The following is a 14,726-nucleotide window of genomic DNA, read 5'->3' on the forward strand; positions in this document are numbered from 1 at the left end:
GCCCGCAAAATCGAGTAGCATGTCGGTTTAGTCCATTATTGTTTCAGTGAGAAAGTCTTATGTCCGAAGAAAACGAAAAACAAGCACCAGCCGCTAGTCCATTTTTGGAAGAAAAAGCGTTTAAATCGCGCACCGTATTAGTGTTTGGCACGATCAACGATAAATTAGCGGCAGAAGTGAGTAAGCGCCTGATCGCATTGTCGGCAGAGTCGAAAGAGCCAATTACTTTGTTGGTATCTTCACCAGGTGGACACGTAGAGTCGGGTGACGTGATTCATGACATGATCCGCTTTATTGAAGCACCAGTACGTGTTGTGGGCACAGGTTGGGTCGGAAGCGCTGCGGTCAATGTCTTTTTGGCTGTGCCAAAAGAGCGCCGTGTTTGTTTGCCAAACACGCGTTTTCTGATTCATCAACCTAGTGGTGGTGCTGGTGGTCAGGCAACGGATATCGCAATCCAAGCACGTGAAATTGTTAAAATCCGCGAACGGATTGCGGCTTTGATCGCGAAAGAATCTGGTCAAACTTTAGAGCGCGTTACCAACGATATTGAGCGTGATTATTGGATGAGTGCGGTGGAAGCGCAAGAGTATGGTTTGGTGTCACGGATTATTGTGAAACAGAACGAGCTGGATGCTTGATTGCTTGCGAGTCTGCAGCAATACAAATAAAGTTAATACACATAAATACACATAAAGAAACGGGAAGATTTGATCTTCCCGTTTTTTTGTGGAAACTTCGGCAGTGTTAAGACATTTGCTTAATCGCCGTGACTTCGATTTCTATTTTCATGCGTGGATCCGCTAATCCCGCAGATATCATCATCGCGGCTGGGCGTATCTCGCCAAAGTAAGCGCGTAAGACTGGCCAGCAGGCAGGAAATTCAGAAGCGTCTGGGACGACATAATTGACTCTGACCACATCCGCCAAACTTGCGTCAGCTTGCGCTAATGCCGCGACGATGTTTTTTAGGCACTGATCAGTTTGCGTCACGATATCGTCGGCTATCGTCATCGTCGCGTAATCAAATCCGGTAGTGCCGGAGACAAATACCCAATTGTCTTGCACGATAGCACGTGAGTAGCCTATGTTTTCTTCGAAGCTGGAGCCTGAGCTGATACGTTGTCTGGACATGAACTTGGCCTATGAGAAAGTGAATATTTATTTCGGCAGCGCTTTGTTAAATTTTTGAATTAACTCATCTGACACTAACTGACTACACATTAGAAAACGCTCCGGCCCTTGCGGCATGCCCAGTGGTTTGAAAATATGGAGTTGATCGCCATTCGGAATCGATCGGATCATATTCAAGGCTTCTTCTTCCGGCACAAAAATAAAATCAGCACGTTTGGCAGCAATCATCATCGCCATATTTTTCGACTCTGCTGTGGTCGTCACGATAGCAATACGCGAACGCTCAATTGCGTCATCGAGTACGCTGCCATACGAGGCATTGTCTTTCTTGAGCATTTTGATGCCGGGGAGGCTGAGCGCATGGATTAAATCCAGATTCTTGTCGGGTTGAAAATCTTTGTGTGCCAACATGATTGACGGCCGATTCGTGTCGCGCAAAACAGCTAGACTGAATTTGGCAAATTTCTGACGTTCTTTGTTTTTGAACATGCCGACTGCACAGACCGCTTCGTCGTTCGCTTCGACCAAGCTGAGTTGGCGTTTGAATGGCGTTTCTACCCATGCATAGCTGATGCCAGCACTGTCCATGGCTTGGGTCACTGGCGTGATCGCTAATCCGGTCAATTTGCCGCGACTATCGCGATACGACATGGGTTCGCGAATTTCATACAGAAGTTTGAGTGGATCCGCCGCCCCTGCCTGCGTAGCCGCGCAGAGTAAGGTAAAACAGGCGAAGAATCGAAGGCGACTGTGTTTCATCATGCAATCTAAAAAATCTGACAAGCCAACAAAATTTCCAAGTGGCAAGCGAAGCATACGAACTTGTTTCTGGCTTGTCAAAAGCTATCTTCAGCTTGATAAGCGTGAATGATATAAATGATTAGCTAGATTAAAAACAAAACTCGCTACGCGATTTTAATGCGGCTTTAATGAAGTAGATGATGATCTTTGTGCTGTTATCTTTACGCTCTTATTTTGGTGGTGGGATTGCATAAGTGCAGACGACATGGGCAACAGGTTCTGTGTCACCTTCAGAGTAGAGCGAGACTTCGCCAACTGCCAAGGTTTTGCCTACCTTGAGTAAGCGGCACTCACCCAAAATATCGCGATCAGCTGCGGGTTTGCGTAAAAAATTGATGCTGAGATTGGTCGTGACCGCGAGCGGTACGATGCCGATTTCTGCCAGTAAGCCTAAGTACATCGCAACATCGGCGACGGCCATCAAGACTGGCCCAGAGACTGTCCCGCCTGGCCGTAAATGCGTGCTATCGACCTTCTGACGTACCCAAGTCGCAGAATCACTGATGGACTCGAGTGTCACACTGCTTTGTGGGAATTCTGACCGCAGAAAATCTTGTAATTGCGCTAAAGTTGGCTTTGACATAAGGAAATTGAATCAAGCGGTTAGAGTGTTAATGATTCTGGCACAGCTAGTAAAAATCGTGAAAAGAAGACTCCTTAAATTTAACTAAAGGTAGCCTTGAATATTAATCGCTGTTGTCTGTGTCGTGTTTCGGTAGAATTTACCGACATCAGCATCATAGTGCAGTATGAGACCTCTGCACAAAGTCGCGAGCGGTCGAAGTTTGAATTGAGGAACGGACCTGTGCTAGAGCACAGCGAGTACCGGAGATTCAAAATTCGGCCGCGCAGTAGTTGTGCACAGGTCTCGTATTGGGCAATTCACGTAATTACAAAAATAGGACAACAACGATGACATCTTCGACTACCGCTTCCCGTCGTGGCTTTTTGCAAAGCGTCAGTAGCCTGACCGCCGGCCTCGCCAGTTTGACTGGCTTGAGTAGCATAAGCAACACCGCGCAGGCACAGAGTGACGCATCTACCTCAGGTGCCAACACTGGTACCACTAAGCGTGCCGCCAAATCCAAGTACATGGGTGATTTTCGTGCAAGCCCTTTGGCGCAAGTTAAAGTCGCCATCATTGGTGTCGGCGCACGTGGTTCCGGTCATGCGGCACAGTTGGCGGGGATCGAAGGTGTGCAGTTTGTTGGTATTGCCGATGTGGTCGAAGCGCGTGCCAAAAAATCCGAAGCAGCGGTCAGCAAATTTGGTCATACACCCAAAGTGTATAGCGGCGACGAAAATGGCTGGCGCAAGATGCTGGCCGAAACCAAGCCCGATGCCGTCTTCATCAATACGCCATGGAGTTTGCACGCACCGATGGCGATCGCCGCTATGCAAGCCGGTGCGCACGCTTTTGTTGAGGTGCCTATTGCGACTACGCTGAAAGACATGTGGGATATCGTTGATACGTCTGAAGCCACGGGACGTCATTGCATGATGATGGAAAACGTGAATTACGGCCGCGAAGAATTACTGTATTTGAACATGGTACGACAAGGTGTACTAGGCGACTTATTGCATGGAGAAGCATCGTATATTCATGCTTTACGCTTTCAAATGGAAAACGGTGATTCGACTGGTTCTTGGCGCACTTTTGAGTACGCTAAACGGAACGGTAATTTGTACCCTACGCACGGCTTAGGCCCTGTCGCACAATACATGAACCTGGCGCGTGGTGAAGACACGTTTGGCCGTATTTCATCCTTTTCATCACCAGCCAAAGGTCGTGCCGCGTATGCGAAAAAATCGACCAAACTGACTTCACCAGCGTTTAAAGAACTTGATTTCAAAGGCGGTGATTTAAATACGTCTATCATCAAAACAGGCTTGGGCAGAACTATTATGGTGCAGTGGGATGAAACCACACCGCGTCCATATTCTCGTCACAATATGATCATGGGAGTGAATGGTGTATTAGCTGGGTTCCCTAACCGGATTTCGGTCGAGGGCATTACCAGCAATTATCATAAATGGGCGGAAGGCAAAGAATGGGAAGATATCGCCGCCAAATATGAGCATCCGCTGTACGTGCGCTTGGGTGAGCTATCGAAAAAAATGGGTGGGCATGGCGGTATGGATTTCTTGATGCTCTACCGTATTATTGAATGTCTGCGCAAAGGCGACGCACTCGATCAAAACGTCTATGAAGGCTGCTTCTGGTCAGCAGTTGGCCCGTTAAGTGAAAAATCGGTCGCGGAAGATGGCAATTCACAAGTCTTCCCAGATTTCACACGTGGCGATTGGAAGAGTACGAATCCTTTGAAAATTATTGCTTGATATCTTGCAGACAAAAAGAGCGCATGGCTAGTGAACTGACCCCAAAAAGTTGGACAGTTTGTTAGTTAGGCATTCAAGGGCTGATTTCTGTATTGCACAGGACTCAGCCCTTTTAGTTTAAGTTTGATTCGGTCTTGATTATAGTAGCGAATGTATTCTTTGATACCTTGCTCAAGTTGTTCGACGCTGGTGAATTGATTTAAATAGAAGAATTCTGTTTTCAACACAGCAAAGAAACTCTCCATCGCAGCATTGTCGAGGCAATTTCCTTTGCGTGACATACTTTGCATAAGACCTTTTGATTGTAGTGAGGCTTGATAAGCGTGCATGCGATATTGCCAGCCTTGGTCAGAATGTAAGATCGGTTTATCCTTTGGCGATAGTCGTTTAAAAGCTTGGTTGAGCATAGTATCAATCATTTTATAAACGGGTCTTTTTGCCGTTTCAAAGGCAATGATTTCGCCATTAAACAAATCTAAAATCGGTGATAGATAAAGCTTCTCACCAGCGACATTAAACTCCGTCACGTCGGTTACCCACTTTTGATTTGCCTCGCTAGCCTTAAAATCTCGTTGCAATAGATTTGGCGCAGCCAAGCCAATATTGCCTTGGAACGAACGATATTTCTTGGGGCGTACCAAGGATTTTAATCCCAACAACTTCATTAATCGTTGCACCGTTTTGTGGTTAATTAATTCCCCTAATTGTCGTATTGCCGCCGTCACGCGACGATAGCCGTAGCGACCATGATGCTTGTCATAGATGGCGCGAATGCGTTGTTTGATCACAGCATGCTTATCCTCGAGGAGCGATTGTTTGTGTTGGTAGTAAAACGTACTGCGTGCCATACCAACCACCTCGAGCACCTGTGCGATCGGATATTGCTGCCTTAGTTCATCGACTATTTGCGCTTTCTCTCTTGCGCTAGTTTCTGCTTTGCCTGAACCAAGGCTTGCAACTTTTTTAGATAGGCATTCTCCAAACGCAAATGATTGAGTTCTTTGAGTAGCGCTTCTTGAGATAGCGGTATTTGTTCCTGATCTTCACTTGGCTTAGTTATTGGGGCTGACATAGATCGATGTCTTCCTTTGCGGCGTGGTTGTAGAGCATCAAGCCCGCCTTCGCGATAAAGGCGTATCCATTGCGCAAAAATGCCTGAGTTGCGAATATTGAAATGTGCTGCAGCTTGACCGTAAGATAAAGCATTGTCCCATAAATGAGTTAGCACAGACAATTTGAACTCTGCACTGTAATGCGTGAATTTCTTTCTGATTCCTTCAATACCGTGCGCTCGGTACCAACCAACCCAGCGCCTAATCGTTTCGTGATTCAAGTCGTATTTCTCGCCCAATCCACTGTATCCCAGCGGCCCATCCAAGTACTCTTGCACTACTTGGTATTTGAATTCATCTGTATTTTTAGTCATTAAAAAACCCCAATAGTTGGTGTCCAACTATTGGGGTTCAGTTCACTAGTTCGTGCGCTTTTCTTATGTATTGGTGAACTTCTGAAAACTACTTGATAGTGGTTTCTTGTTGCAATGTCACCGTAAATTTACCGTAAGACTCAAATTCTTTTTTGGTTGTTTTGATTAACTCTTCGAGCTCTGCTCGCGTGAAAATGCTTTGTGTTTTGAAGTTCACTTCACTAAGTTCCCTTTTCGTGGATGAGATAGAAACTTTCAGCTTGCATTCAAACTTCTGCGGGGTCTTTAATTGACATAACTTGAGTCCTTGCGAATATTTTTCCGTTACAAGATTGAATTCGATTCTTAATGGCTTGTTAAAGTCCATTTGATTGAGTATGGAATCATACTCTGCGCTTGCACTTACATTTGCACTTATGAAAACGCAGATGACTGCAAGATTTAGACATATTTGTCGGAAGTTCATAGAATCTTTCGGATCGACGACGATCTAAGTTGATTGAAAAAATAATTATTTTACTACTTAAAATATCTATCTTGCTCAAACTCTTCTAACATTGCATCGATAAACACCCGGGTTCTGGCTGGCATTAAACGTCGTCCCGGAAACACTGCCCAAGCATCAAATTCTGGCGAATGCCAGCCGGGCAGCACGCGGATCAGGCCGCCATCGTGTAAATGACAACGCGCGAAATGCTCCGAAATCAAGGTGATGCCCAAGCCTGCTAGCGCCAGGCGTTTCAATATCTCCGGTGAGTTGGCTGTGGCGATGCCGGGCGGCACACCTTCCCATGCCTGATCACCATTTTTCAGTCGCCATCTGGCGGGCTCGCCGTTGCGCGCCAATAGACGTAAGGTTTGATGTTCCATCAAGGCCTCGGGTTCTTGCGGCTCTCCAAATTTTTCTAGGTAGCTGGGAGCGGCGTAAATCGCTGCGGAGAATTTCGCCAGTCGTCGCGCCGCGAGTGAAGCGTCGTCGGGCAAACTGCCCATGCGGATCGCGAGGTCAAAATTCTCACCTATCAAATCCACCCGGCGCGGTGATAAATCGAGTTCCAAAGTGATGGCTGGATATTGGCGTAGAAAACGACTGATTAAGGCGGTCATGGTTTCATTCGCAAAGTCAGCAGGCATCGATACCCGTAAGCGGCCACTAGGTTGCACCTGTCTTTGTTGGGTGAGTGCCAGCGTCGCCTCGACTTCTGCATTCACTTGTTGAGCATGCGTCAGTACAGCATTGCCAAAATCGGTGACGACTAATTTTCTGGTCGTACGTAGCAATAAGCGCTCACCGAGCTGGGCTTCGAGTGCGGTAATGCGGCGCGATAAGCTGGATTTCGGCATGCTTAAACGTTCCGCCGCGCGACTAAAACTACCCTCTGTCACGACGCGGGAAAACAATAAGAGATCGTTGGGATCGAGTTGCATGGTTTTCCTGAGAAAAATAGATTATTCCAAAAATGGAACAATCATATCCATTTTATGGGCTTCTGTATTGATTTTGGAACATATAAAGTGACAGCACATTCACTGTAGTTCACTTTCAAGGAGCAACACCATGAACATCTTACAAATCAATTCTAGTGCCCGTGTAGCTGGTTCTCATTCTTCCAATTTATCCAATCAAGTAAGCGCACGCTTACGTGATCAGCACGCCAATGCAAACTTCATCTTGCGTGACTTGGCTATCACGCCACAACCTAGTTTGGATGAAACAGCATTGCAAGCCTTGTTCACGCCTGCGGATCAACGCACACCGGAGCAGGCTGTGCGCGTTGCTTTGGATGATGCCTTGATCGCAGAAGTGCAAGCAGCTGATATTCTGGTGATCGGTGCACCGATGTATAACTTTGGCATTTCATCTCAATTGAAAAACTGGATTGATGCGATTTCACGTGCTCAGGTGACTTTCCGTTACACAGCAAATGGTCCTGAAGGTTTATTGAAAGGCAAAAAAGTTTACGTGGTCTTAACTCGTGGTGGTTTGTATCGGAATACACCGAATGACACGCAAATGCCTTACCTGAAAAACTTTTTTGCCTTCCTCGGTATGAGCGATGTTGAATTCATTTATGCTGAAGGCTTGGCGATGGGTACTGAAGGCGAGCAACGTGCAATTAGTGATGCTCAGGCACAAATAGAGGCAGCACTCGCGTAATTAAGGTCGGATACGATCGCCGTCACGATTGAAGAACCAAATCAACAAAAAAGGAAGCGCAAATGAACACCAATCTCACATCCGAAACCATCACCTTATCGCGTGCAGTCGAGCAATTAGTCGTTGGACAAGCGACTTCCGATGGCGCTGGTGTGAAACTGACGCGGGTGTTAACACAACCTTATCAGTACCGGCTCGATCCTTTTTTGATGCTCGATGCTTTTGGCAGCGACAATCCGGACGAATACATCGCTGGGTTCCCTGATCATCCACATCGTGGCTTTGAAACCATTACCTATATGCTAGAAGGTCGCATGCGTCATCGTGACAGTGCTGGCAATGAAGGCTTATTGGAAAATGGCGGCGTGCAATGGATGACTGCGGGGCGCGGCGTGATTCATTCAGAATTGCCAGAGCAAGAAAATGGCCGCATGGAAGGTTTTCAATTGTGGCTGAATCTGGCGGCGAAAGACAAAATGACCCCAGCCTGGTATCGTGATTTTAAGAGCGCCGATATTCCAGAGTTGACGACAGCAGAAGGCGTCAGCGTGCGCGTGATTGCCGGCCGAAGTCATGGCGTACAAGGCGCAATGCAGCGCGCAACGACAGAGCCGATTTACCTTGATGTGCAGATCCCAGCCGGAGCTAGCTTTAGTCAAAATATTCCAGCTGATTTCAATGCCTTCATTTATGTGTATCGCGGCGAAGTCAAGATCGGTGAGCAGCAAGTGCCTTTGCAGAGAATGGCAATTTTAAAAAAATGGCCGACTGCAGACGGCGTCAAGATAACTGCCAATGCAGATGCTAGATTCATTTTGATCGCCGGTAAACCTTTGGGTGAAACCATCGCGCAATATGGCCCGTTCGTGATGAATTCGCAGGAAGAAATCTTCAAGGCGATTGATGATTTCCGGCAGGGTAAATTAGTCGCTGCCGAATAATCAAGGTTTGTCTTAAGCGCTTTGATTGAGCTACTTACCTGATAAAATTTAGTGACGTGAAGCCGCAATCAGCGCCTGCAAATCCGCCATCGTGCCAGCAAAGATATCGGTGTCGACGGCGCCTGTAATGCCTGCGACACTGCCAGATTCAGACGACTGCCAAAACGTCCAACGGCTCCAGCCATTCGGTATCTTGGGTTGCGTGACACCGTATTGTGCAATCCACAAAGGATAACGCGAAAACTGTGTCGTCGGATTGGTAAGGACGTTCGCATTCCAAAATCCGCAGTTGGTGTAGATAATCGGCGTGCGTTGCAGGCTTTGTTCAACTGTATCTAGCCAGATTTGCAAATTGTTGGCGAGACTCTGCGTGCCGAAACTGCCTGTGCTACTTTCAATATCCACCACAGGTGGCAAATCATTGCTACCTAATTGCCCTAACACTTTCAAAAATTGTTGTGCTTGGGTTTGGGGATCGTCCTTACTTTCATAAAAATGATAGGCACCACGTAAAATACCCGCCGCTTGCATGCCGCGCCAGTTATTGGCGAACTGGGGATCTGTGTAAGTATTGCCGTCACTCGCCTTGGCAAAGGCAAAGTTGGTGCCCGCAGCTTTGACCGCCGGCCAATTCACGCTGCCTTGAAAATGCGATACATCGATGCCTGCGATAGTATTGTTACTCATGTTTAGCTCCTGGTAGCAGAGAATGCAATTTTAGTGACATTAAGAATTTAAAAAATAGTATGCCGTTTGTCTTAGTATTGGCAAGCAAAACATCGATCTCTCTATGCGTCTGGCAAGCGGTTACAATAGCGCCTTAATAGCAATTGGTAGTTCTCATGTCCCACGGCCTCAATCAACCCCAACGCGATGCAGTTAATTATATGGATGGCCCATGCCTGGTGTTGGCAGGTGCCGGTTCGGGTAAAACCCGCGTGATTACGCAAAAAATTGCGAATCTGATTGAACTGCATGGTTACGATGCCAAACATATCGCCGCGCTGACCTTTACCAATAAGGCGGCGCACGAGATGCAAGAGCGTATCGCGAAACTCTTGAAAGAGCCGCGACTCGCCAAGCAAATTACGGTTTCCACTTTTCACTCCTTGGGCGTAAAAATCTTACGGCAGGAAGCGCGTGCGCTCGGCTTGAAAGATCGCTTCTCGATTATGGATAGCGATGATTGTTTTTCTTTGGTGCAGGATTTGGCGATTACGACGGATAAACAATTAATCCGCCGCATACAAACCGCGATGTCTTTATGGAAGAATGGTTTGGTGAGCCCAGAGCAAGCTTTGGCACAAGCACAGGACGAAGACGAAGCGCAGGCGGCCAGAATTTATGCCAGCTATGTGGCGACCTTGTCCGCCTATCAAGCAGTCGATTTTGACGATTTGATCCGCTTACCAGTAGAGTTGTTTCGGCATAACGAAGAAGTACGCGATAAGTGGCAACGCCGCTTGCGTTATCTGCTGGTGGATGAGTATCAGGATACCAATACCTGTCAGTATGAATTGGTGAAGTTACTCGTCTCGGGCATAGGTAAAAAACCGATGTTTACGGCGGTGGGTGATGACGATCAAGCGATCTATGCCTGGCGTGGTGCGACTATCGAAAATCTGACCACGCTGCAAGTTGATTTCCCAAATTTACGCATCATTAAACTCGAACAAAATTATCGCTCCAGCACGCGTATTTTGCAGGCGGCTAACTCAGTGATTGGCAACAATCCTAAGCTATTTGAAAAAGCCTTGTGGTCAGAGCATGGGCTTGGCGATCCGGTCAAAGTCATGGGCATGCAAGACGATGAACAAGAAGCGGCACAAATCGCCATTATGATGTCGGCGCATCGCTTTGAACGACGTTCTGCCTGGGCCGACTATGCGATTTTGTATCGCGGCAATCATCAGGCACGGGTGATAGAACAAGCTTTGCGCAAAGAAAGAATTCCCTACACAATTTCTGGCGGTCAGAGTTTTTTCGACAAGGCAGAGATTAAAGACATCATTGCCTATTTGCGGCTGATCGCGAATGAAGAAGATGATCCCGCTTTTATCCGGGCAATCACTACGCCGCGTCGCGGTGTTGGGCAGGCAACTTTGGAAGCCCTGGGATCTTTTGCTGGTCAATGGCAATGCTCTTTGTTTGAAGCAGTATTTAAAGGTGGTATTGAAGCCATTTTGACCGAGCGTCAATTACGTCCTTTGCGTGATTTTTGCACCTTCATCAATAACGTCGAAGCACATGCGCATAGGGAAGGTCATGCTGAGCAATTGCTCGATGATTTGATGAAAGAAATTAATTACGAATTCTATTTGTATGACAACTTCGACGACAGAGCCGCGCAATCAAAATGGCAGAATGTGCTCGACTTCACGCAATGGTTAAAGCAAAAAGGTAGTGGCGGTAAAGATGGTACGGATGATCATCGTAGCCTCTTAGATTTGACCCAGATGGTCGCCTTGATGAGCATGATGGAAGGTAAAGACGAAGACCCGGATGCGGTGCGTATGTCGACCTTGCATGCGTCGAAAGGTTTGGAATATCCACACGTATTTTTAGTCGGCGTGGAAGAAGGAATTTTGCCGCATAAAGGTGATCCCGATGCGCCTGTGGAAACGATAGCAGCCCGTATAGAAGAAGAGCGACGCTTAATGTATGTAGGCATCACGCGCGCCCAACGCAGCTTACATATCACCTGGTGCAAAAAGCGCAAACGCGCGGGCGAATCCGTGCATTGTGATCCTTCGCGCTTCATCAAAGAAATGAAGCTGGATGAAGGTGATGCCGTACCGACTGAAGATGAAATCATCACGCCACAAAATCGCCTGGCGAATTTGAAAGCTCTACTTAGTCGGCCTAAGGAATAGTTGTGAATAATAGCTGCAAATAATTGCGGCAGTCTTAAAGGCTGGAATTAAATGTCATCGCAGAAAATTTCCCAGTCGCGAGATCATATTCCAAACCCCAAAAACGCTCACCTCCATCGCACATAATCATGGCGGTGTGACGCCAGTCAGGATTGTTTTGTGCATACTCATCAATCGCATTGATGTAAATGAAACGACGCTGTTGGCGAACCAAGCCTGCGTATTGAAAATAATACTGACTGATTTGCTGACGTAGCGCTGGATAATGTTGGCGCAAATATTGATCAAGTCCTAGCTCCAGTTTGGCAATTTGTCGCGCACTTGGGTGCCAGCTAGTCTGTATGCCGCTGAGCGAAGGACGCGAACATTGTTTGCTGAGTACCTTTGCCTCTGACCCCGGTAATACACTACTGTGCCCGATTGGCCAGGGGGGTACATTGGTTTGCGGGGAAGCTGATGCCAATTGTGTCGTCGTTAGTGTCGTCGTCAATAAAGCAGCCAGCATGATTGACGCCACACTCAGTTTAGAAATTATGCTCATGTGAATTTCCCATAGACTGGTTTGTTTTTATCATAGTAGATTTATGTCGAACCCGCGAAGGTACTTGATGAGCATATTGACTATTCTAAAAAATCATTTTGTCAGCAATAAAGATTTTTCATTGTAAATCAATTACTTAAATCACCCAATATCTGCAAAATATGCCTAAAAATTAGTCAAATGTACTTTCATTTTTTTTGCGCCGCGAATAGAGTTGTAGGCATGGGCAAACTTGTCGAAAGACAAGGACGCAAAGCTTCCGGCCTAAGGTCTTTGATCATGGTAGCGGGGTTTCCAATCAGACATCGCAATGAGCATGATTGATAGCGTTAGCCCTTTGTTAAATACGTGAAACAAAGGGAGAAAAAAATGAAAATGAACATCGGCAAACAAACTGGTCGTGCCGGAGTCAACGCTTTGGTCGTTGTCTTACTCATAGGCGCAGGTATCTATTTCGTCGAAAATATTCATACGTCGATGTCGGGCGTTATCGATGCTGCAAATCGTTTATCAGCGATGGTGTCTGGTAACCCGGGGCTAGATCAAAAGACTGCAGTCAAGCCGAACGCAACAAGCGCCAATTCAAGCTATCCTGTCAGTGGCAAAGATGCCGCAGTGGTCGCGATTTCCGCAGAGCGTAAACAATTTTTGGCGCAAATTGAAGTGCCCAAAGATTTCATTCCCAGCAATGCGGAAGGCAGCATAGAAAGCGCGCCATTTAGCCGCATAGACTTACCGGAGATCGCTTCAGGTCAGCGCGCTATCAATTTGCTAGGGGAACAATTACCCGTGGTCGCGCAATGGTATGGCTTTAGCGCAGATACGCTCAAAAATATGCTGCTGCATGATTTGAGTTTACACATTGATCGTCATGGTCGTTTGTTGAACATTGATGATGGAGTTCAGGCTGGTGCAGCAATCAATGCGACAATGAATCCAACATTGAACGCAACCGCCGCTGTCATAACCAGTGGTAGCGTGACGAATGCGATTTTTCCTTTAGATCAAACCTTTAAGTTGGAAAGCAAACCGGCATCGACTCGCGTTTTGTACTTAAACTTTAAAGGGCTGGGAGCGAAACCTGCTTTTGATTTAGATAAAAACACCGGCACTTTCAGCACGACTGAACAAACCATGATTCAAAAAATCTGGGCACGGGTAAAAGAAGACTTTGCGCCATTTGATGTGAATGTCACGACGCTGCCACCGACCTCTACTGCAGGCAAAATCGGTACGTCGATTTTGATCACTAATCAAGTCGAGACAGCTGGCGGATATGCTTACTTAAATTCTTTCGGCACGATCAATTTATCTAATCCACCGGCATTTTGTTTCCAAAATAATTTGGCGAATAGTGAAAAACCGATTGCAGAATGTATCTCTCATGAATTGGGTCACACTTTGGGTTTACTGCATCAAGGTACCGCAACTCTTGGTTACTACGCAGGGCATGGAGATGGTGAAACAGGTTGGGCACCGATTATGGGCGTTGGGTATTACAAGAATCTGACGCAATGGTCGAAGGGAGAATATCCCGGTGCGAATAATTTCGAAGATGCCTATGCGACCATGTTAAAACGTGGTTTGAATCCACGCGTTGATGATGTTGGGAATACGATAGCAAGCGCTGCGGCGATGGAGAGTGTGACCAGCAACGGCTTAAATAACGTCAATGCTTCGGGCATCATAGAACGCGTCGGCGATATTGATATGTTTCGTTTCCAAGCAGGACCGGGGAATGCAACGATTACTTTGCAAGCATCGGCCTTCAGCGGCAATCTTGATGCTAGTGTGCAGTTATTGGACGCGACCGGCAAAGTGTTGGCAAGCTCGAATAATCCGACTACTTTAGGCACGACTTTAACAACGACGCTCACTGCTAACAGCAGTTATTATCTGAGCGTGACAGGCGTCGGACGTGGCGATCCAAAGACAACAGGCTATTCAAATTACGGTAGTTTGGGACAATACCTGATAACGGGAACAACGCCTTTGATTGTTTATTCTGCACCAGTGGTTGTTGTCAAAACCAGTGCGCTGACAGGCAAAGGGCCGCTGAGCGTGAGCTTTGATGCGACCAAATCGACTGCCATGTCCGGCGCTACCGTTACTAAATATGAGTGGAATTTTGGTGATGCTACGGCAAATTCAACAGCTGGATTGGTCACACACACTTTTACTAAAGTCGGAACTTATACAGTGACTTTGAAAATCACGGACAGTAACAACCAGAGTAAGACACAGACTATGAAAGTGGTGGTGACATCACAAATTTAGTGAGATTACATACTGCAGTTTTGTAGTCGTATCGATGATTGAGGAGAGCGCCAGGCACATTGATGTTGCCTGGCGCTTTTTTTCAAAGTTATTTACTGATTCATGACGGTGTCTAGTCCTAAAATAAGTTGACAACTAAAAGTGTTGCAAACACGCTCGATGAACCTCATTGGGCGTTTTGTTTTTGAGACTAGAGTGTGGCCGTTCGTTGTTATAGATTTGAATGGACTGTGCG

14 protein-coding genes and 1 riboswitch are annotated in these 14,726 nt (G+C 46.7%); of the genes, 6 read left to right on the forward strand and 8 right to left on the reverse strand.

Annotated features, from left to right (window positions below; genetic code table 11):
* The first annotated feature begins 59 nt into the window (after positions 1 to 59).
* Positions 60 to 641, forward strand: a complete 582-nt coding sequence (locus H8K55_RS19895; RefSeq protein WP_186943819.1) for an ATP-dependent Clp protease proteolytic subunit — start codon at positions 60 to 62, stop codon at positions 639 to 641.
* Between the two features lie 106 nt (positions 642 to 747).
* On the opposite strand, the gene H8K55_RS19900 is transcribed toward H8K55_RS19895, so the two are convergent.
* From H8K55_RS19900 to H8K55_RS19910, 3 genes are all read right to left on the reverse strand, one after another.
* Positions 748 to 1,134 (reverse strand): RidA family protein, encoded by a 387-nt coding sequence (locus tag H8K55_RS19900; RefSeq protein ID WP_186943820.1) that lies wholly within the window; start codon positions 1,132 to 1,134, stop codon positions 748 to 750.
* A gap of 27 nt (positions 1,135 to 1,161) precedes the next feature.
* Positions 1,162 to 1,893 (reverse strand): substrate-binding periplasmic protein, encoded by a 732-nt coding sequence (locus H8K55_RS19905; protein ID WP_186943821.1) that lies wholly within the window; start codon positions 1,891 to 1,893, stop codon positions 1,162 to 1,164.
* 211 nt (positions 1,894 to 2,104) lie between these two features.
* Positions 2,105 to 2,518: a PaaI family thioesterase gene (locus H8K55_RS19910; protein ID WP_186943822.1), complete on the reverse strand. Its 414-nt coding sequence runs from the start codon at positions 2,516 to 2,518 to the stop codon at positions 2,105 to 2,107.
* 329 nt (positions 2,519 to 2,847) lie between these two features.
* On the opposite strand from H8K55_RS19910, the gene H8K55_RS19915 reads away from it, so the two are divergent.
* Complete coding sequence (locus H8K55_RS19915) at positions 2,848 to 4,275, forward strand: Gfo/Idh/MocA family protein (RefSeq protein ID WP_186943823.1); 1,428 nt, start codon at positions 2,848 to 2,850, stop codon at positions 4,273 to 4,275.
* A gap of 65 nt (positions 4,276 to 4,340) precedes the next feature.
* Here H8K55_RS19915 and H8K55_RS19920 read toward each other — a convergent pair.
* A protein-coding gene (locus H8K55_RS19920) for an IS3 family transposase (protein ID WP_186943824.1) occupies positions 4,341 to 5,701 on the reverse strand; the annotation gives its coding sequence in 2 pieces (ribosomal slippage) (positions 4,341 to 5,219 and positions 5,222 to 5,701; 1,359 coding nt in all).
* A 519-nt stretch (positions 5,702 to 6,220) separates the two neighbouring features.
* A complete protein-coding gene (locus H8K55_RS19925) occupies positions 6,221 to 7,129 on the reverse strand; it encodes a LysR family transcriptional regulator (protein WP_186943825.1) in 909 nt (302 codons plus the stop codon).
* Positions 7,130 to 7,259: 130 nt separating this feature from the next.
* Here H8K55_RS19925 and H8K55_RS19930 point away from each other — a divergent pair, with 130 nt between their 5' ends.
* Both H8K55_RS19930 and H8K55_RS19935 read left to right on the forward strand, forming a co-directional pair.
* On the forward strand, positions 7,260 to 7,859 hold the full coding sequence (locus tag H8K55_RS19930) for an FMN-dependent NADH-azoreductase (RefSeq protein WP_186943826.1): 600 nt from the start codon (positions 7,260 to 7,262) through the stop codon (positions 7,857 to 7,859).
* Between the two features lie 62 nt (positions 7,860 to 7,921).
* Positions 7,922 to 8,800: a pirin family protein gene (locus tag H8K55_RS19935; RefSeq protein WP_186943827.1), complete on the forward strand. Its 879-nt coding sequence runs from the start codon at positions 7,922 to 7,924 to the stop codon at positions 8,798 to 8,800.
* A 48-nt stretch (positions 8,801 to 8,848) separates the two neighbouring features.
* Here the strand turns inward: H8K55_RS19935 and H8K55_RS19940 are convergent, their stop codons facing one another.
* A complete protein-coding gene (locus H8K55_RS19940) occupies positions 8,849 to 9,487 on the reverse strand; it encodes a glycoside hydrolase family 25 protein (protein WP_186943828.1) in 639 nt (212 codons plus the stop codon).
* A gap of 155 nt (positions 9,488 to 9,642) precedes the next feature.
* Between H8K55_RS19940 and H8K55_RS19945 the strand changes: the two genes are divergently transcribed.
* Positions 9,643 to 11,673 carry a UvrD-helicase domain-containing protein gene (locus tag H8K55_RS19945; protein WP_186943829.1) on the forward strand — a complete coding sequence of 677 codons (2,031 nt, stop codon included), beginning with the start codon at positions 9,643 to 9,645 and terminating at the stop codon, positions 11,671 to 11,673.
* Positions 11,674 to 11,707: 34 nt separating this feature from the next.
* Here H8K55_RS19945 and H8K55_RS19950 read toward each other — a convergent pair whose 3' ends face one another.
* The gene (locus H8K55_RS19950; RefSeq protein ID WP_186943830.1) at positions 11,708 to 12,214 is read right to left on the reverse strand and encodes a hypothetical protein; all 507 of its coding nucleotides are present in this window, start codon (positions 12,212 to 12,214) and stop codon (positions 11,708 to 11,710) included.
* 215 nt (positions 12,215 to 12,429) lie between these two features.
* A riboswitch (cyclic di-GMP riboswitch) is annotated at positions 12,430 to 12,513 on the forward strand.
* Between the two features lie 70 nt (positions 12,514 to 12,583).
* Between H8K55_RS19950 and H8K55_RS19955 the strand changes: the two genes are divergently transcribed.
* The gene (locus H8K55_RS19955) at positions 12,584 to 14,491 is read left to right on the forward strand and encodes a PKD domain-containing protein (protein WP_186943831.1); all 1,908 of its coding nucleotides are present in this window, start codon (positions 12,584 to 12,586) and stop codon (positions 14,489 to 14,491) included.
* A 135-nt stretch (positions 14,492 to 14,626) separates the two neighbouring features.
* Here the strand turns inward: H8K55_RS19955 and H8K55_RS22360 are convergent.
* Positions 14,627 to 14,726: integrase core domain-containing protein (locus H8K55_RS22360; RefSeq protein ID WP_186942982.1), on the reverse strand; the 100-nt coding region annotated here is incomplete at its 5' end.

The organism is Affinundibacterium flavidum (assembly GCF_014284175.1).
GTDB classification, from domain to species: domain Bacteria; phylum Pseudomonadota; class Gammaproteobacteria; order Burkholderiales; family Burkholderiaceae_D; genus Undibacterium; species Undibacterium flavidum.